Raw genomic sequence first — 15,145 nt, 5'->3', positions numbered from 1 at the left:
CCTGGTGCGGGAGACGCCGCTGCACCTGGGGCACCTCCGCTCCATGACCGCGGTCACCGAGATGGGCGCCGTGGTGATGCCGCCGGTGCCCGCCTATTACGCCGATCTCACCTCGATCGACGACGCCGCGCGCCAGACCGTGGGCCGCGCCCTCGACCTCTTCGACCTCAACGCCGCCCCGGTGCGCCGCTGGGGCGAGACCGCCCGCCCCCGCAAGCGAAGCCGCCCCAAGCCCGCCGCCAAGCCCAAGGCGGAATAGGGCCGTAACCCCGCCCCCCGGCCGAGCGAACCAGAAGGCGAGGCGACGCGGGGGATACGGGCATGATCGACAGGGTGAACGACTGGCTGCTCGACCTGCCGACCACGGCATCGGTGCTGGTCATCGTGGGCGGGGTCGTCCTGATCGCCTGCGCCGGCCATGTCGCCGTTCACCTCCTGGTGCCGCACGGCTTGCGGCGTTCCCACAACGAGCTGATGAGCCTCACCTTCGGCGCGGTCAGCAAGATCTACGCCGTGCTGCTGGCCTTCATCGCCGTCGCGGTGTGGGACGATTTCAAACATGCGGAGACCCTGGTGCAGAGCGAGGCCGACCTGGTCGGCAATCTCTATCGCGGCACCGCCGGCCTGCCGGCCGAGGCGGCGGACAGGATCCGGCACGATCTCTTCGTCTATGCCGAAGGCGTGATCGCCGACGAATGGCCGGCCCTGATGATGGGCGGGCAGGAGGATGCCGCCGGCTGGCAATTGCTCGACCGCGTCCATCTCGCGCTCTCCGGCCTGCATGGCATCGATCCGGTCACCGCCATCGCGGCGGGCGAGATGATGCGCAACCTGAATGCCCTCTATGACGCCAGGCGCGGCCGTTACCGCGCCGCCGAAGCCGGGCTGCCGCCCATTCTGTGGTGGAACGTGGTGGCCGGGGCCGCCCTCATCGTGCTCTTCGGCTATCTCCTGGGGCCGGAGCGTTTCGACATGCATCTGGCGACGACTGCCGCGATCGCCGCCTCGATCGCCCTGGTGCTGGCCCTGATCATCCTGCTCGACGATCCCTTTCGCGGCGCCAACAGGGTCTCCGACGCGCCCTTCGTCCGCCTGGTGCGGACGGTGGAGCGGATGGAATTCCCCGGCGGGGGCTAGGGGACGTCGTGAACAGGACAGCATCTGTCGCTTACAGTCATGGCCGGCGGGGGAGCGGGACGGATGCTGAAGGCCGATCGAACGGACCCGCCATGCGCCTGCCCTGCCCCTTCTGCGGCCCCCGCGACAGTGCCGAATTCGCCTATCTGGGCGATGCCGACGCCACCCGCCCCGCGGCCGATACGCCCGATGCCGGGCGCGCCTTCTTCGAAGCCGTCTACCTGCGCGACAATCCCGCCGGGCGGCATCGGGAATTCTGGTATCACGCCGCCGGCTGCCGCCAATGGCTGGTGGTCGAGCGCGACACCCTGAGCCACGAGATTTTCGCGGCCCATCTGGCGAGGCCGGCATGAGCGGCCGGCGCCTGCAGAACGGCGGCCGGATCGACCGCAGCCGCCCGCTCGGTTTCAGCTTCGACGGCAAGGCCTATTCGGGTTTCGCGGGCGATACATTGGCGTCGGCGCTGCTCGGCGAAGGCGTCGGCCTGGTCGGCCGCTCGTTCAAATACCATCGGCCGCGCGGCATCGTCACCGCCGGCTCGGAAGAGCCGAACGCCCTGGTCGAATTGCGCAGCGGCGCCAGGCGCGAACCCAACACCAAGGCGACCACGATCGAGCTCTTCGACGGGCTCGAAGCGACCAGCCAGAACCGCTGGCCCTCCCTCGGCTTCGACGTCGGCGCCGTCAATTCCCTGTTCTCGCCCATCTTCGTCGCCGGCTTCTACTACAAGACCTTCATGTGGCCGGCCGCCTTCTGGGAAAAGCTCTACGAGCCGGCGATCCGCCGTGCCGCCGGCCTCGGCCGGGCTTCGGGCGAGGCGGATCCGGACACTTACGAAAAGGCCAATGCCTTCTGCGACCTCCTGGTGATCGGGGCGGGCCCTTCCGGCCTCGCCGCCGCCCTGGCCGCCGGCCGCGCCGGGCGCCGCGTCATCCTGGTGGAGGAAGACCGGGAGTTGGGCGGCCGCCTGCTCGCCGACCGGCTGGAGATCGACGGTGCCCCGGCCGCCGACTGGGCCGCCGTCGCGGCGGCCGAGCTGGCCGCCCTGCCCAGCGTCCGGGTGATGACCAGGACCACCGTTTTCGGCGCCTATGACGGCGAGACTTACGGCGCGTTGGAGCGGGTCGCCGACCACCTGCCGGTACCGCCGCCCGGCATGCCGCGCCAGCGCCTCTGGCGGATCGTCGCCGGGCGCTGCATCCTGGCCGCGGGTGCCGTGGAACGCACCCTGCCCTTCGGCGGCAACGACAGGCCGGGCGTGATGAGCGCCGCCGCCGTCCGCAGTTATCTCAATCGTTACGCCGTGGCGCCCGGCGGGCGCGCCGTGCTGTTCACCACCGGCGACGACGGCTGGAAGACCGCGGCCGATCTCGCCGCCGTCGGCGTCGAACTCGCCGCCGTGATCGACGCCAGGGCCGAGGTCGACCCCGCCCTGGCCGAAGTGGCGCGCCGGGCCGGTGCCCAGGTCCTGACCGGCGCCCGGGTCACCGCGACACGTGGCGGCCGCGCCCTTCGCGCCGTCGAAGTGCAGGACGGGCGGGGCCGGCAGCGTATCGCCTGCGATCTCCTCGCCGTCGCCGGGGGCTGGAACCCGGCCCTGGCCCTGACCACCCATCTGGGCGCCAAGCCCCACTTCGACGAGGCCCTGGCCGCCTTCGTGCCCGCCGGCCGGCTGCCGCCCGGCATGGCCGTCGCCGGGGCCGCCGCCGGCCACCTGTCGCTGGCCGACTGCCTGGCCGACGGCTTCCGCCTGGGGGCCGAAGCGGCCGGCGCCGCCCCGTCGCCCGTGCCGGCGGCCGGCCCCGACGCCAGCGCCGTGCGCCCGCTGTGGCAGGTCGAAGGCGCCAAGGGCAAGGCCTTTGTCGACTTCCAGAACGACGTCACCACCAAGGACGTGGCGCTGGCCGCGCGCGAGGGCTTCCGCTCGGTCGAGCATCTGAAGCGTTACACCACCCTCGGCATGGCGACCGACCAGGGCAAGAACGCCGCCCTGCTGGGCCATGCCCTGATGGCGGAACTGACCGGCCGCGGCATCGCCGAGACCGGCACCACCCGCTTCCGCCCGCCCTATGTGCCTGTCGCCATCGGCGCCTTCGGCGGCACCGCGCGCGGCCGCCATTTCCGCCCCAGCCGCCTCACCCCTTCGCATGACTTCGCGGCGGAGAGCGGTGCGAGTTTCGTCGAAGTCGGCCAATGGCTCCGCGCGCAATGGTACGCCCGCCCGGGCGAGGACGACTGGCTGGCGACCGTGAACCGCGAGGTGAAGGCGGTGCGCGGCGGCGTCGGCATCTGCGACGTCACCACCCTCGGCAAGATCGACATCCAGGGGCCGGGGGCCGCCGCCCTGCTCGACTTCGTCTATGCCAATACTTTCTCGACGCTCGCCGTCGGCAAGGCGCGCTACGGCCTGATGCTGCGCGAAGACGGCATCGTCATGGACGACGGCACCACGGCCCGCCTCGGCGAGACGCATTACGTCATGTCGACCACCACCGCCAACGCCGCCAAGGTGATGCAACACCTAGAGTTCTGCCGCCAGGTGCTGCGGCCGGAGCTCGACGTCGCCTGCTTCTCGGTGACCGAGCAATGGGGCCAATTCTCGATCGCCGGCCCCGATGCCTGCGACCTGTTGCAGCGCCTGTTCGGCGACGTTGTCGACGTTGCCGCCCTGCCCTACATGGGGGTCACCGCCTTCCGCTTCGAAGGGCTGCCGATCCGCCTGTTCCGCCTCTCCTTCTCGGGCGAGCGGGCCTATGAGGTGGCGCTGCCGGCCGGTCATGGCGACGCCTTCATGCGCCGCGTCTGCGCCCTGGGCGCCGTCCCTTACGGTACCGAGGCGCTCGGCGTCATGCGGATCGAGAAGGGCCATGTCGCCGGCAACGAGCTGAACGGCCAGACCACGGCGGCCGACCTCGGCCTCGGCCGGATGATGGCCAAGGGCAAGGACTTCATCGGCAAGGTGCTGGCCGGCCGGCCCGGCCTGACCGACCCGGCGCGGCCGGCGCTGGTCGGCTTCAAGCCGGTCGACCGCGTCCACCGGCTGCGTGCCGGCGCCCATTTCCTGCGCCCCGGCGCCGAAGCCACGATCGAGAATGCCGAAGGTCACATGACCTCGGTCGCCTTCTCGCCCATGCTGGGCCATTGGATCGGCCTCGGCCTGCTGGTACGCGGCCCGTCCCGCCTGGGCGAGAGGGTGCGCGCCTATGATCCCGTGCGCGGCGGCGACATCGAAGTCGAGGTCTGCTCGCCCGTGTTCTACGATCCCGAAGGACGACGGCTCCATGGCTGAACCCGCCCGCCCCGCCTTTGCCGAACTGCCCGCCCCGGCCGGCGTCACCGTGACCGAGCGCCGGAACCTCGGCCTCGCCCATGTCGCCCTGCTGCGCGGCGGCAGGGACGAGGTCGGCCGCCGCCTGAAGGAGGCATTCGGCCTCGATCTCGCGGAAGGGCCGCGCTGTTCGCTCGCCGAAGGTTTTCGCCTGGTCGCGACCGGGCCGTCCACCTGGCTCGCCGTCGCCGAGGATCCGGAACTGCCGGCGCGCCTGGCCGGCCTGTTGGAAGGCTGCGCCGCGGTCGTCGACCAGTCGCACGGCTACGGCGTGCTGCGCCTTTCCGGCCCCGGTGTTTTCGAGCTGCTGGCCAAGGGCGTCGCCATCGACCTCGACCCCGCGGTCTTCGGCCCGGGCGGCGCCGCGGTCACCCAGGTCGAGCATATGGGCACGATCCTGTGGCAGGTCGACGATGCGCCGACCTTCGACCTCGCGGTGTTCCGCAGCTACGCCGGCAGTTTCGCCCATTTCCTGGCCGGTGCCGGCGGCGCGGTGTAACCAGGCTCACTCCAGCCGGGCGGCCCCGACGATGGCGCCGTCCGGCCGCTGTAGCAGGACGGCGGCTGCCTCGCCCGCCGGCAGTGCGTGGCGGAGTTTCAGCGCGGCACCGTCATAACGGCCGATGGACTGGAAGCTGCGCACGATATTGGCTTCGACCAGGGTACGGCCGCCGTTTTCGCCCCGCCCGATCGCGGTTTCGTGCCGGCGGTCGTAACCGACCAGGAAGACCACGCCGAATGCGCTGCCCGGGGCGACTTCGGTCACGATCCCGGCACCGTCGCGGCTTACGGTAACGGGGATGGTCTCGTCTTCGGCCGCGGCCCGGGCGATCGCGTCGCCGACCGACGGCCGGTCGGAGCCGACCGCGTCGAAGCGGCCGTCGATCACCATCTGCGGCGTATAGATCTGGCGCAGTCCGAGCTGTGCCGCATAGAGGCGCTGGCGCTCGGTGCCGAGCTCGAGCGAGAAGGGATCACGCCAGCCGAGGCTGTTCCAATAGGTCACGTGAAAGGCGAGCGGCAGCACGTCGGCCCGCGTCGCCGAGAGCTCGCGCAGGAAGTCGTCGGCCGGCGGACAGGACGAGCAGCCCTGGGACGTGAACAATTCCACCACGACCGGCCGCGTGGCCGCGCGGGCCGTATCACCAGGCGTTATAGTACCGGCCAGGGCCGCCAGCGCGGCGGCCGCCAAGATGAAGCGCATGAATGCCTCCGGCAATCGGCGGCTTTGATGAAGGGGCGGTGGCGGAAAGGGGCGATGCGGGGCAGACACGCCCCTTTCCGCGACGCCACGGTGTGGCAGGGACCGGGGGGCGTGGTCCCTGCCGCCGTCGCGCCTCGGCCTCAGCCGACGTGGCCGCCGGCCGCCTTGCAGGCCGACTCGTCCTGCAGTTCGACGAAGCCCTGGCCCTTGCAGGCGTTCAGGCCCTTGCATTCGTGGTTGCCGGATTTGCAGGCGCTCTGGCCCTTGCAGGCGTTGCCGCCGATGCAGTGCACGCCGGCCGCCGAAGCGGCGACGGGCGAGAGCATCATGGCGCCGGCCGAGAACAGGGCGGCGGCAGCGGCGGCGAGGGTCATGCTGGTCTTGGTCATGTCAGGCTCCGGTCAGGGGAACGAGACCGGCCGCAGAACAACCTGCCACCGGCCGGCGCCGATACTTCATCGGTTCCGTCTGATGGTTCGCGAAGGCCGGAGCCGAGGTTACGGCACCGGCAGAATTTTTTTAGCGATCGATCGATAATCCTCGGTCACGCCATAGGCGGCCAGGTTGAGGCCGGCCAGTTCCTCGGCCGGGCGGGCGTCCGGGGCGAGGGCCGGCAGGGCGGCGACCAATTGGCGCTGCGCTTCCCGTTCGAGATCGAGCTCGGCCGCCTTGGCCGCCGCGTAAGGAGGGCCGCCCTGCGCCTTCAAGGCCCGACGCGCCGCCCGGGCAGGGCCCAGGGCATAGAGCCGGAAGGGCGCCACCGCCCGGTCCAGCGCCGCCACTTCGGCCGCGCCGAGCGGCCGGCGGCCGGTCGCCGCCAGATAGAGGAGCAGGAGCACCAGGTTGACGTCCAGCCCCGCCTCGTCCTGCAGGCGAAGGCAGGTCTCGGCGCCCCCGGGGCGGCCGTAGACGGCCAGCGACCAGGCCCAGAATTCTGTCGCGGCCGGCATGTCAGAAGCGTTCATGGTCGCGGCCAGACATGATATAAAGCCCCTCTTTCCGTTGTGGGGACAGCATCGGGCATGGTGGACGAGGAAGAACTGCAGCGTAAGCTGAAAGAGTTGACGCAGGAACACCGCGATCTCGATGCCGCCATCGATGCCCTGAGCGCCAATCCCCCCTTCGATCAGATTCAGGTCCAGCGCCTGAAGAAACGCAAACTCCAGCTCAAGGACCAGATCCTGAAGCTGAACAGCCAGCTCCTGCCCGACATCATAGCCTGATCGCCATGACCAATCCTTCCCCCGTGGTCGGCATCATCATGGGCAGCCGTTCCGACTGGCCGACCATGACCCATGCCGCCGAAACCCTGGCCAGCCTGGGTGTCCCCTACGAGACCAAGGTCGTCTCCGCCCACCGCACGCCCGAGCGGCTGTTCGCCTATGCCAAGGAAGCCAAGGCCCGCGGCCTCAAGGTGATCGTCGCCGGGGCCGGCGGCGCCGCCCATCTGCCCGGCATGGTGGCTTCGCTGACCAACCTTCCCGTGCTCGGCGTGCCGGTCGAGAGCCATGCCTTGAAGGGGCAGGATTCGCTTCTTTCGATCGTGCAGATGCCGGGCGGCGTGCCGGTCGGCACCCTCGCCATCGGCAAGGCCGGGGCGATCAACGCCGGCCTGCTGGCGGCCTCGATCCTGGCGCTCGCCGATCCCGCGCTGGACGCCCGCCTGGTCGACTTCCGCAAACGCCAGACCGACGGCGTGCCGGAGACGGTCGAATGAGCGACGCGGCACCGAAGCCGGTCGCCCTCAGCCCCGACGCCCTGCCGCCCGGCGCCACCCTGGGCATATTGGGCGGCGGCCAGCTCGGCCGCATGATCGCGATCGCCGCCGCCAACCTCGGCTACCGCTGCCACATCTATGGGCCGGAGGCGGATCCGCCGGCAGGCCAGGTCGCCGCCGCGACCACCATCGCCGCTTACGAGGACGAGGCGGCGCTGGCCCGCTTCGCCGCCGCGGTCGATGCCGTCACCTATGAATTCGAGAATGTGCCGGCGGCGACGGTCGATTTCCTGGCTGCCCGGGTGCCGGTCCGCCCCGGCGCCAAGGCGCTGGCGACGGCGCAGGACCGCCTGGTGGAAAAGACTTTCGCCAACGACCAGGGCGCCGAAACCGCCCCCTTCCGCGCCGTCGACAGCCGGGCGGACCTGGACGCCGCCATCGCGACCCTGGGCCTGCCCGCCGTGCTGAAGACCCGGCGCTTCGGCTATGACGGCAAGGGCCAGGCGATCATCCGGACGCTGGCCGATGTCGATGCCGGTTTCGCCGCCATGAAGGGCGCCCCCGCCATCCTCGAAGGCTTCGTCGATTTCGTCGCGGAGATTTCGGTGGTCGCGGCCCGGGGCCTGGGCGGCGATGTCGCGGTCTTCGATCCGGTCGAGAACCGCCACAGCCACCATATCCTGGATGTCAGCATCGCCCCGGCGCCCCTGCTGACCCCGGCCCTGTCACTGCTGGCCCAGACCATCGCCCATGATTTCCTCATCGCGCTCGACTATGTCGGCGTGCTGGCGATCGAATTCTTCGTCACCGGCGACGGGCGGCTGCTGGTCAATGAGATGGCGCCCCGGGTGCATAATTCCGGCCATTGGACCATCGAGGGGGCCGAGACCAGCCAGTTCGAGCAGGCGGCGCGCGCGGCGCTGGGCCTGCCGCTGGGCTGCCCGATTTCCCGCGGGCGCTCGATCATGCTGAACCTGATCGGCGACGACGCCCGCGCCTGGGCACGGCTTTTGCTGGCCGAAGGCGCCCACCTGCATCTCTACGGCAAGGCGGAAGCACGGCCCGGGCGCAAGATGGGCCATGTCACCCGCCTGCTGCCCGCCGGCGCCGATGTCGAGGCGGCGATCACGGCCCTGAAGCGGGCCGTCGAGGGACCTTAAGAGCGCCGGTCGTCCATCGCCCGGCGCAGGCGCTCCAGCGCTTCGACCGGCGACGGCAGGTTCTTCAGCAGGGGATCGAGCCGGGCGCGCAGCTTGCCGAGCGTCATCACGTCGCCGATCCGGCGGTCGAGGAATTCCCAGGTCTTGTGCCGGCCTTCGCTGTCGTCCTGGAGCCAATAGGCGAGGGTCGCGGAATAGACCCCGGCCAGGATCGCGCGCTTCGAATAGAAGCTGAAATCGGTCGACGTATCGCCGATCGCCTGCCAGATCGCGTCGACGGTCTGGTAGAGCAGCTTGGCGGCGAGCGGCCCGCCGGGCGGCAGGGCCAGGAACTGCACGGCGCGGCGCACCGCTTCCCGTTCCGGCTCCGCCTGTTCGAGCCGGCTGCGCACGGCGAGCGCCACCTTCTCGCGGATCTTCAGGCGGGCGAGGTCGGCCGCCTGCAGCGCCTCGACCATGCGCCGGTCGGCCCTTGCCGAATGCAGCGCGATGGCATCGGCCGGGCCGCGCGGGAAGGCGTTCCGGGCCAGCGCCGGATCGACCCCGAGCGCCTTGGCGGCATTGCTGATGGCGGCGACCGACCAGCCGTCGAAGGGCACGTTGGGCAGCATTTCGTCGAGCAGGCGCTGGCCCAGGTCGTCGGCGGTGTCGGCCATCATGAAGTCAGTCCTCGAAACTCTCGTCGTCCAGGAAGCGGAGCGTGCCGATATCCGCCATCCGCTGAGGATAAAGAATGCCGTCGAGATGGTCGCATTCATGCTGCACCACCCGGGCGTGGAAGCCGTGGGCGACACGCTCCACCCGCTGGCCCGAAAGGTCCAGCCCGCGGTAGCGGATGGCGCGGGCGCGCGGCACGACGCCGGCCATGCCGGGAACCGAGAGGCAGCCCTCCCAATCGCTCTCCATCACCGGATCCAGCACCTCGATCACGGGATCGGCCAGCACGGTCAGGGGCGCATCCTCGATGCCGCGGGCATTCTCGTCGCCGAGCGGGGCGTGGAAGACCACCAGGCGGAGCGACACGCCGATCTGCGGCGCGGCGATGCCGCGGCCATGGGCGGCCTGCATGGTTTCCACCATGTCCTCGACCAGGGCGGCGATCTCCGGGCGCGTCGGATCGCCCACCGGATCGGCCCGGCGGCGAAGGACGGGGTGTCCCATGCGAAGGATCGGCCGCACACTCATGCCCGCATGATGGCCGAAGACCGCCGGCTTGCAAGAGCGTTACCGGGGAACCACCTGTGCGGCGGGGATTGCCTTATAGTGAGGATACCCCGCAAACGAGGAGATCGTCATGGGTTGGCTTTCCTGGATCGTTCTGGGCCTCATCGCAGGCCTGGTCGCCAAATTCCTGGTCCCCGGCCACGACAGCGGTGGGCTGATCTGGACCACGCTGGTCGGCATCGTGGGTGCCTTCATCGGCGGCTATATCGGCACCCGAATCGGCTGGGGCGAGGCGACTTCGCTCGACTTCCGCTCGATCGGCATCTCGGTGCTGGGCGCCGTGATCTTCCTGGTGGTGTGGCGCGCTGCCACCTGAGCCAGCGCAGGAAAACCAGGGGTGGTCCGTTCTTATCGGTGTCGCGACGAGACGAAACCGATCAGAAGGATCACCACAATGAATCGAGGCAAACTAGCGGCCTTCGGCCTGCTGGCGGCGCTGGGAAGCGTCGCCCTCGGCGCCGGGACGGCTCTCGCGGCCGATGCTGCCGCCCCGCAGTCCCATCCGGCCGCCCGCCGCACGCCCCCGACGCCCGAGGCCATGGCCGAGCGTTGCCAGGACCGTTATGCCCGCGACGTCAGCCGCGTCACTTATCTCGAAACCCGGCTGGCGCCGACCGATGCCCAGAAGTCGCTGTGGCAGGCCTATAAGGCGGCCGCCCAGGCGGCCGACGCCAAGGCCCGCGACGCCTGCCTCGCCGCGGTGCCGAAGGCCGATGGTGCGGCGGCGCGGCCCTCCCTGGTCGACCGCCAGGCGAGCCGGATCGCCATGCTGACCGCCCAACTGGAGAACCTGAAGGCGACCCAGCCGGCGCTCGCCGCGCTCTACCCGACGCTGAGCGACGCCCAGAAGCAGATCCTCGATGGTCCGCGACATGGGGGCCCGATGGCGGCCGGCTATCGCCCGGATCACCGGCACCATGGGCGGGGCACCGATGTGCCCCCGCCCGACGGCCCGGCGCCGGACGCGCCGCCCCCCGACGCGCCCCAGGCCCAGTAAGGCACCCGTCGCGATGCCCCGGCCGCCCTCAGGCCGGGGCATTTTCGTCGATGGCACGGCAGGGCGGACGTGAAACCATGTCGCTCCTGCGAATCGAGGAACCGCCATGCAGGTCTGCTCGCCGTCCCTTCGTCTCTCTGTCGCCGCCCTGGTCCTGCCGCTCGGCCTTCTCGCCGCCTGCGGCGACGACGGCCCCGTCCGCCATGGCCCGCCGCCCGGTATGAGAGCGACCGAAACCACGCACCACGCACCACCGACCAGCCTGGCGGGCCGCATCCTGAGCAGCGACCCCAAGGCCGAATGCCCGGACGTCACGGCGTCCTGGCTCAAGACGGCCGACAAGAACGGCGACGACCTGCTCGAGCTCGACGAAGCCCTGGGCGATGCCACCGCCCTGTTCGCCGAGATCGACACCAACCACGATCACTTCGTGACGCCGGCGGAACTGACCGCTTACCGCGACAAGACGGCACCTGCCGCCTATGCCGACCAAGTCATCCGTCAGGAAGGCCATTCGGGCGGCGCCGATCCGACCCAGAAACGCGAGACCCTGCACCCCGGCGGCAACACTTTCGCGCTGCGCGGGATTCCCGATCCGGTCATGGCCGCCGACGCCAACCTGGATTTCCGGGTCACCGAAGGAGAATTGGCAGCCAGGGTGAAGGAACGCTTCGCCAAGCTCGACACCAACCACGACGGCAAACTCGACGCCGACGAATTGGCCGCCTATTGCCCGGAAGAATGACATGGAGACGGTTGCGCAGTGCAGCGCAACCGTCGATCCTGAGAGGGAAATGTCGATTCTGACGGAATGGTGACGCTTGGGCGGCGATTCGGACCTACGCATCCTGGTCATCGATGACAACCGCATCCGCGCCTCGGTGATCGAGGAGGGGCTGCGGGAAGCCGGCTTCACGAATATCACGGTCCTGACCGAGACACGGCCCACGGTGCGCGCCATCGTCGACGCCGACCCGGACGTCGTCTTCATCGACCTCGAAAATCCGAACCGCGACGTGCTCGAACACATGTTCGTGGTCAGCCGCGCCATCGCCCGGCCGATCGCCATGTTCGTCGACCGCTCCGACCGCGAAATGATCGAAGCGGCGATCGATGCCGGCGTGTCCGCCTATATCGTCGACGGGCTGAAGAAGGACCGGGTGAAACCGATCCTGGAAACGGCGATCAGCCGCTTCAACGCCTTCGCCCGCATGCGGGAAGAATTGCACAAGACCCGCCGCGCCCTCGAAGAGCGCAAGGTGATCGACCGCGCCAAAGGCATCCTGATGCGCCGCCGCGGCATCGCCGAATCCGAAGCCCACGCCCTGCTGCGGCGGACCGCGATGAACGAGAACCGGCGGATCGCCGAAGTTGCCCAGAGTGTCGTGACGGCAGAAGACCTGCTGTCTGGAGGGAAGCCATGACCGCGAGTGCACCGACCGTCACCATCCGCGCCGGCTTCATCCCGCTGCTCGATGCGGCGATCCTGATCCTGGCCAAGACTCAGGGTTTCGCCGAGGAGGAGGGCATCGACCTCGTCCTGGTGCGCGAACATTCCTGGGCCAATATCCGCGACCGGGTGGCGCTCGGCCATTTCGACGTCGCCCATATGCTGGCGCCCATGCCGATCGCCGCCTCGCTCGGGCTGACCCCGCTCGGCGGCGCCGTGATCACGCCCATGTGCATGGGCCTCGGCGGCAATGCCATCACCGTCTCCAACGCGGTCTGGCACGGCATGACGCTGGCCGGCGCCGACAACAGCGGCGATCCCATGCTGATGGCGACGGCACTGCGCCAGGTCGTGGAAGCACGCAAGGCGGCGGGCCTGCCGCGGCTCACCTTTGCCGTGGTGCACCCCTACTCCAGCCACAATTACGAGCTGCGTTACTGGCTCGCCGCGGTCGGCATCGACCCGCGCCACGACATCGCCCTCACCGTGGTGCCGCCGCCCTATATGTCCGACGCCCTGGCTGGCGGCCATATCGACGGCTATTGCGTGGGCGAGCCGTGGAACAGCGCCTCGGTCGTCGCCGGGGTCGGCCATATCGCGACCACGACGACGGCGATCTGGCGCTCCAGCCCCGAAAAGGTCCTGGGCATGAGGCTCGACTGGGCGGAGCGAAATCCGGAGGCGGCCAGCGCCCTGCTGCGCGCCATGCACCGGGCCTCGGTCTGGGCCGATTCGCCGAAGAACGCGGAGGCGATCGTCGACCTCCTGTCGTCCACCACCTATCTCGACGTCGCCCCTTCGACCCTGATGGCCGGCCTGACCGGCCGCATCGCCCTCGGCGCCGGGCAGCCCCAGCTCGTCCCGGAATTCCGCTATTTCTCGCGCCGCGCCGCCACCTTCCCGTGGATTTCCCACGGCCTCTGGTTCTTTTCCCAGATGGTGCGCTGGGGCCAGGCGGAACTGACGCCCCAGACCCTGGAGATCGCCCGGAAGTCGGTCCGGCCGGACATCTACCGCCGCGCCCTCGGCCCGCTCGGCGTCGCCCTGCCCAACGCCAGCGCCAAGGTCGAGGGCACGCTGACCATGGAAACCCCGGTCGCCACGGCGAGCGGCCGGCTCTTCCTCGGCCCCGACGGCTTCTTCGACGGCCGCGTCTTCGACCCCGACCTGATCGAGGATTATGTCGCCAGCTTCGAGATCAAGGGCCCCGGTCCGCTCGAAGGCTGAATCCATCGCACTGCACAAATTTTCGCCACCCCCGTGGTGAAATGGGCGGCACTGCCGCCCGCGAGGGCACCAAGCGCCCGCGCCAAGTGCCTGATTTTCCTGATCGCCCCGGGTGCGCGCCCGTTGGCACGCTTCCTGCTGTAATCGGAACGAACGGGCCAACGATGGTCCGCCGCGACGAGGCCGGACCAACGACGGTCGGCCGGTGTCGGAAACAGCGCGTGCAACCGGGCGGATTACCGCCGCGCACCGCCTCCGGCGCTTCGACATCCGCCTTCGGGCATCCAGTTTCATAGAAGTCCATCGACGGGCTTCACGGCAAGGCCGCCGACAGATCCGACTCCCCCCCTCCGGGTTTCGTCTCCTGTCGCGCGGCCTTTTTCATTCAATCGTCAGGGAGAGTTCACGTGAAGACTGTGGTTACGCAAAAGATCACCCGCCGCACCCTGCTGAAGGCTTCCGCCACCACCGCCCTCCTCGGCGCCGTGAACAGCGCCTTTCCGGCCGGCGTCTTCGCCGAGACGGCCGGCCCCGAGACCGCGAAGGCGACCCTCGGCTTCATCGCGCTGACCGACTCGGCGCCCCTGATCGTCGCCCGCGAGAAGGGCTTCTTCGCCAAATACGGCATGACCGACGTCGCCGTGCAGAAGCAGGCCTCCTGGGGGGCGACGCGCGACAACATCGAACTCGGCTCGGCCGGCGGCGGCATCGACGGCGCCCATATCCTGACCCCGATGCCCTATCTGATCTCGACCGGGCGGGTCACCAAGGGGAACATCCCGGTTCCCATGTATATCCTGTCGCGTCTCAACCTGAACGGCCAGTGCATCTCGGTCGCCGCCGCCTACAAGGGCATGGGCGTGACCACCAAGGCCGATGCGCTGCGCGAGGCCTTCGCCAAGGCCAAGGCCGAGGGCAAGGAAGTGAAGTGCGCGGTTACCTTCCCGGGCGGCACCCACGACCTCTGGATGCGCTATTGGCTGGCCGCCAACGGCATCGATCCGAACAAGGACGTCTCCACCATCGTGGTGCCGCCGCCCCAGATGGTCGCCAACATGAAGGTCAATACGATGGAAGCCTTCTGCGTGGGCGAGCCGTGGAATGCCCAGCTCGTGCGCCAGGAGATCGGCTTCACCGCCTTCACGACGGGCGAACTCTGGGCCGACCATCCGGAAAAAGCCTTCGCCATGCGGGCCGACTGGGTCGACGCCAATCCCAAAGCCGCCAAGGCCATGCTGATGGCGGTGCAGGAAGCGGCGCAATGGTGCGACAAACTCGAGAACAAGGAAGAGATGTGCCAGATCATCGGCGGCCGCGACTATTTCAAGGTGCCCGTCGAAGACATCCTGGGCCGTGCCAAGGGTGAGATCGACTACGGCGACGGCCGCAAGGTCGAGAACAGCCCCTTCATCATGAAATATTGGGCCAATCACGCCTCCTACCCCTATCAGAGCCACGACCTCTGGTTCCTGACCGAAGACATCCGCTGGGGCTACCAGCCGGGCGATCTCGACACCAAGGCCCTGATCGCCAAGGTGAACCGCCAGGACCTCTGGCTCGACGCGGCCAAGACGCTGGGCGTCACCGACCTGCCGGCCGGTACCTCGCGCGGTGTCGAGACCTTCTTCGACGGCAAGAGCTTCGACCCCGAAAACCCCGCGGAATATCTGGCGAGCCTCGCCATCAAGGCCGTCTGAGGAG

At 69.5% G+C, this 15,145-nt stretch carries 18 protein-coding genes and 1 pseudogene; 14 read left to right on the top strand and 5 right to left on the bottom strand.

Going from position 1 to position 15,145, the window contains the following annotated elements:
• The 5 genes and pseudogenes from WC493_RS01475 to WC493_RS01455 form a co-directional block, all read left to right on the top strand.
• Window positions 1–259, top strand: a pseudogene (locus WC493_RS01475) (aromatic acid decarboxylase); the annotation flags it as partial.
• Between the two features lie 62 nt (window positions 260–321).
• Window positions 322–1,137, top strand: coding sequence for a hypothetical protein (locus WC493_RS01470; protein ID WP_373061772.1), 816 nt, complete (start codon window positions 322–324; stop codon window positions 1,135–1,137).
• 92 nt (window positions 1,138–1,229) lie between these two features.
• Entirely contained in the window at window positions 1,230–1,490 is a 261-nt protein-coding gene (locus tag WC493_RS01465) for a sarcosine oxidase subunit delta (protein WP_373061770.1), read from the top strand.
• A complete protein-coding gene (locus WC493_RS01460) occupies window positions 1,487–4,426 on the top strand; it encodes a sarcosine oxidase subunit alpha family protein (RefSeq protein ID WP_373061768.1) in 2,940 nt (979 codons plus the stop codon). The genes WC493_RS01465 and WC493_RS01460 overlap by 4 nt, the downstream gene beginning before the upstream one ends.
• The gene (locus WC493_RS01455) at window positions 4,419–4,964 is read left to right on the top strand and encodes a sarcosine oxidase subunit gamma (protein ID WP_373061766.1); all 546 of its coding nucleotides are present in this window, start codon (window positions 4,419–4,421) and stop codon (window positions 4,962–4,964) included. Before WC493_RS01460 ends, WC493_RS01455 begins: the two co-directional genes overlap by 8 nt.
• A 6-nt stretch (window positions 4,965–4,970) precedes the next feature.
• Here WC493_RS01455 and WC493_RS01450 read toward each other — a convergent pair whose 3' ends face one another.
• From WC493_RS01450 to WC493_RS01440, 3 genes are all read right to left on the bottom strand, one after another.
• Complete coding sequence (locus tag WC493_RS01450; RefSeq protein WP_373061764.1) at window positions 4,971–5,669, bottom strand: DUF1223 domain-containing protein; 699 nt, start codon at window positions 5,667–5,669, stop codon at window positions 4,971–4,973.
• A 140-nt stretch (window positions 5,670–5,809) separates the two neighbouring features.
• Window positions 5,810–6,058 carry a hypothetical protein gene (locus WC493_RS01445; protein ID WP_373061762.1) on the bottom strand — a complete coding sequence of 83 codons (249 nt, stop codon included), beginning with the start codon at window positions 6,056–6,058 and terminating at the stop codon, window positions 5,810–5,812.
• Window positions 6,059–6,166: 108 nt separating this feature from the next.
• Window positions 6,167–6,634, bottom strand: a complete 468-nt coding sequence (locus WC493_RS01440; RefSeq protein WP_373061760.1) for a TIGR02444 family protein — start codon at window positions 6,632–6,634, stop codon at window positions 6,167–6,169.
• Window positions 6,635–6,691: 57 nt separating this feature from the next.
• On the opposite strand from WC493_RS01440, the gene WC493_RS01435 reads away from it, so the two are divergent.
• From WC493_RS01435 to WC493_RS01425, 3 genes are read left to right on the top strand one after another with little or no spacing between them, the layout of a single operon-like run.
• Window positions 6,692–6,892 carry a YdcH family protein gene (locus tag WC493_RS01435; RefSeq protein WP_373061758.1) on the top strand — a complete coding sequence of 67 codons (201 nt, stop codon included), beginning with the start codon at window positions 6,692–6,694 and terminating at the stop codon, window positions 6,890–6,892.
• 5 nt (window positions 6,893–6,897) lie between these two features.
• Window positions 6,898–7,386, top strand: a complete 489-nt coding sequence (gene purE, locus WC493_RS01430) for a 5-(carboxyamino)imidazole ribonucleotide mutase (protein ID WP_373061756.1) — start codon at window positions 6,898–6,900, stop codon at window positions 7,384–7,386.
• On the top strand, window positions 7,383–8,546 hold the full coding sequence (locus tag WC493_RS01425; RefSeq protein WP_373061754.1) for a 5-(carboxyamino)imidazole ribonucleotide synthase: 1,164 nt from the start codon (window positions 7,383–7,385) through the stop codon (window positions 8,544–8,546). Before purE ends, WC493_RS01425 begins: the two co-directional genes overlap by 4 nt.
• Here the strand turns inward: WC493_RS01425 and WC493_RS01420 are convergent.
• A complete protein-coding gene (locus tag WC493_RS01420; protein WP_373061752.1) occupies window positions 8,543–9,205 on the bottom strand; it encodes a COQ9 family protein in 663 nt (220 codons plus the stop codon). The genes WC493_RS01425 and WC493_RS01420 overlap by 4 nt on opposite strands.
• Window positions 9,206–9,209: 4 nt before the next feature.
• Entirely contained in the window at window positions 9,210–9,731 is a 522-nt protein-coding gene (gene def / locus WC493_RS01415; protein ID WP_373061750.1) for a peptide deformylase, read from the bottom strand.
• 109 nt (window positions 9,732–9,840) lie between these two features.
• Between def and WC493_RS01410 the strand changes: the two genes are divergently transcribed.
• The 6 genes from WC493_RS01410 (at window position 9,841) to WC493_RS01385 (ending at window position 15,141) form a co-directional block, all read left to right on the top strand.
• Window positions 9,841–10,086 (top strand): GlsB/YeaQ/YmgE family stress response membrane protein, encoded by a 246-nt coding sequence (locus tag WC493_RS01410; protein ID WP_373061748.1) that lies wholly within the window; start codon window positions 9,841–9,843, stop codon window positions 10,084–10,086.
• A 78-nt stretch (window positions 10,087–10,164) separates the two neighbouring features.
• Window positions 10,165–10,767, top strand: coding sequence for a Spy/CpxP family protein refolding chaperone (locus WC493_RS01405; protein WP_373061746.1), 603 nt, complete (start codon window positions 10,165–10,167; stop codon window positions 10,765–10,767).
• A 106-nt stretch (window positions 10,768–10,873) separates the two neighbouring features.
• The gene (locus tag WC493_RS01400; RefSeq protein ID WP_373061744.1) at window positions 10,874–11,512 is read left to right on the top strand and encodes an EF-hand domain-containing protein; all 639 of its coding nucleotides are present in this window, start codon (window positions 10,874–10,876) and stop codon (window positions 11,510–11,512) included.
• A gap of 76 nt (window positions 11,513–11,588) precedes the next feature.
• Window positions 11,589–12,191: an ANTAR domain-containing response regulator gene (locus WC493_RS01395; RefSeq protein WP_373061742.1), complete on the top strand. Its 603-nt coding sequence runs from the start codon at window positions 11,589–11,591 to the stop codon at window positions 12,189–12,191.
• Window positions 12,188–13,444 (top strand): CmpA/NrtA family ABC transporter substrate-binding protein, encoded by a 1,257-nt coding sequence (locus WC493_RS01390; RefSeq protein WP_373061740.1) that lies wholly within the window; start codon window positions 12,188–12,190, stop codon window positions 13,442–13,444. Before WC493_RS01395 ends, WC493_RS01390 begins: the two co-directional genes overlap by 4 nt.
• 407 nt (window positions 13,445–13,851) lie before the next feature.
• Window positions 13,852–15,141, top strand: a complete 1,290-nt coding sequence (locus WC493_RS01385; RefSeq protein WP_373061738.1) for a CmpA/NrtA family ABC transporter substrate-binding protein — start codon at window positions 13,852–13,854, stop codon at window positions 15,139–15,141.
• Window positions 15,142–15,145: the final 4 nt, after the last annotated feature.

Origin of the sequence: Zavarzinia sp. (assembly GCF_041650655.1) — a bacterium.
GTDB lineage: Bacteria > Pseudomonadota > Alphaproteobacteria > Zavarziniales > Zavarziniaceae > Zavarzinia.
This window is presented reverse-complemented; position numbering and strand designations above follow the sequence as displayed.

What these genes read in the sequence shown, in the direction of transcription:
- WC493_RS01425 (WP_373061754.1), top strand. Translation starts at nt 7,383, where the DNA reads ATGAGCGACGCGGCACCGAAGCCGGTCGCCCTCAGCCCCGACGCCCTG.
- def (WP_373061750.1), bottom strand. Translation starts at nt 9,731, where the DNA reads ATGAGTGTGCGGCCGATCCTTCGCATGGGACACCCCGTCCTTCGCCGC.
- WC493_RS01420 (WP_373061752.1), bottom strand. Translation starts at nt 9,205, where the DNA reads ATGATGGCCGACACCGCCGACGACCTGGGCCAGCGCCTGCTCGACGAA.
- WC493_RS01450 (WP_373061764.1), bottom strand. Translation starts at nt 5,669, where the DNA reads ATGCGCTTCATCTTGGCGGCCGCCGCGCTGGCGGCCCTGGCCGGTACT.
- WC493_RS01435 (WP_373061758.1), top strand. Translation starts at nt 6,692, where the DNA reads ATGGTGGACGAGGAAGAACTGCAGCGTAAGCTGAAAGAGTTGACGCAG.
- WC493_RS01465 (WP_373061770.1), top strand. Translation starts at nt 1,230, where the DNA reads ATGCGCCTGCCCTGCCCCTTCTGCGGCCCCCGCGACAGTGCCGAATTC.
- WC493_RS01470 (WP_373061772.1), top strand. Translation starts at nt 322, where the DNA reads ATGATCGACAGGGTGAACGACTGGCTGCTCGACCTGCCGACCACGGCA.
- WC493_RS01460 (WP_373061768.1), top strand. Translation starts at nt 1,487, where the DNA reads ATGAGCGGCCGGCGCCTGCAGAACGGCGGCCGGATCGACCGCAGCCGC.
- WC493_RS01455 (WP_373061766.1), top strand. Translation starts at nt 4,419, where the DNA reads ATGGCTGAACCCGCCCGCCCCGCCTTTGCCGAACTGCCCGCCCCGGCC.
- WC493_RS01445 (WP_373061762.1), bottom strand. Translation starts at nt 6,058, where the DNA reads ATGACCAAGACCAGCATGACCCTCGCCGCCGCTGCCGCCGCCCTGTTC.
- purE (WP_373061756.1), top strand. Translation starts at nt 6,898, where the DNA reads ATGACCAATCCTTCCCCCGTGGTCGGCATCATCATGGGCAGCCGTTCC.
- WC493_RS01405 (WP_373061746.1), top strand. Translation starts at nt 10,165, where the DNA reads ATGAATCGAGGCAAACTAGCGGCCTTCGGCCTGCTGGCGGCGCTGGGA.
- WC493_RS01440 (WP_373061760.1), bottom strand. Translation starts at nt 6,634, where the DNA reads ATGAACGCTTCTGACATGCCGGCCGCGACAGAATTCTGGGCCTGGTCG.
- WC493_RS01390 (WP_373061740.1), top strand. Translation starts at nt 12,188, where the DNA reads ATGACCGCGAGTGCACCGACCGTCACCATCCGCGCCGGCTTCATCCCG.
- WC493_RS01400 (WP_373061744.1), top strand. Translation starts at nt 10,874, where the DNA reads ATGCAGGTCTGCTCGCCGTCCCTTCGTCTCTCTGTCGCCGCCCTGGTC.
- WC493_RS01410 (WP_373061748.1), top strand. Translation starts at nt 9,841, where the DNA reads ATGGGTTGGCTTTCCTGGATCGTTCTGGGCCTCATCGCAGGCCTGGTC.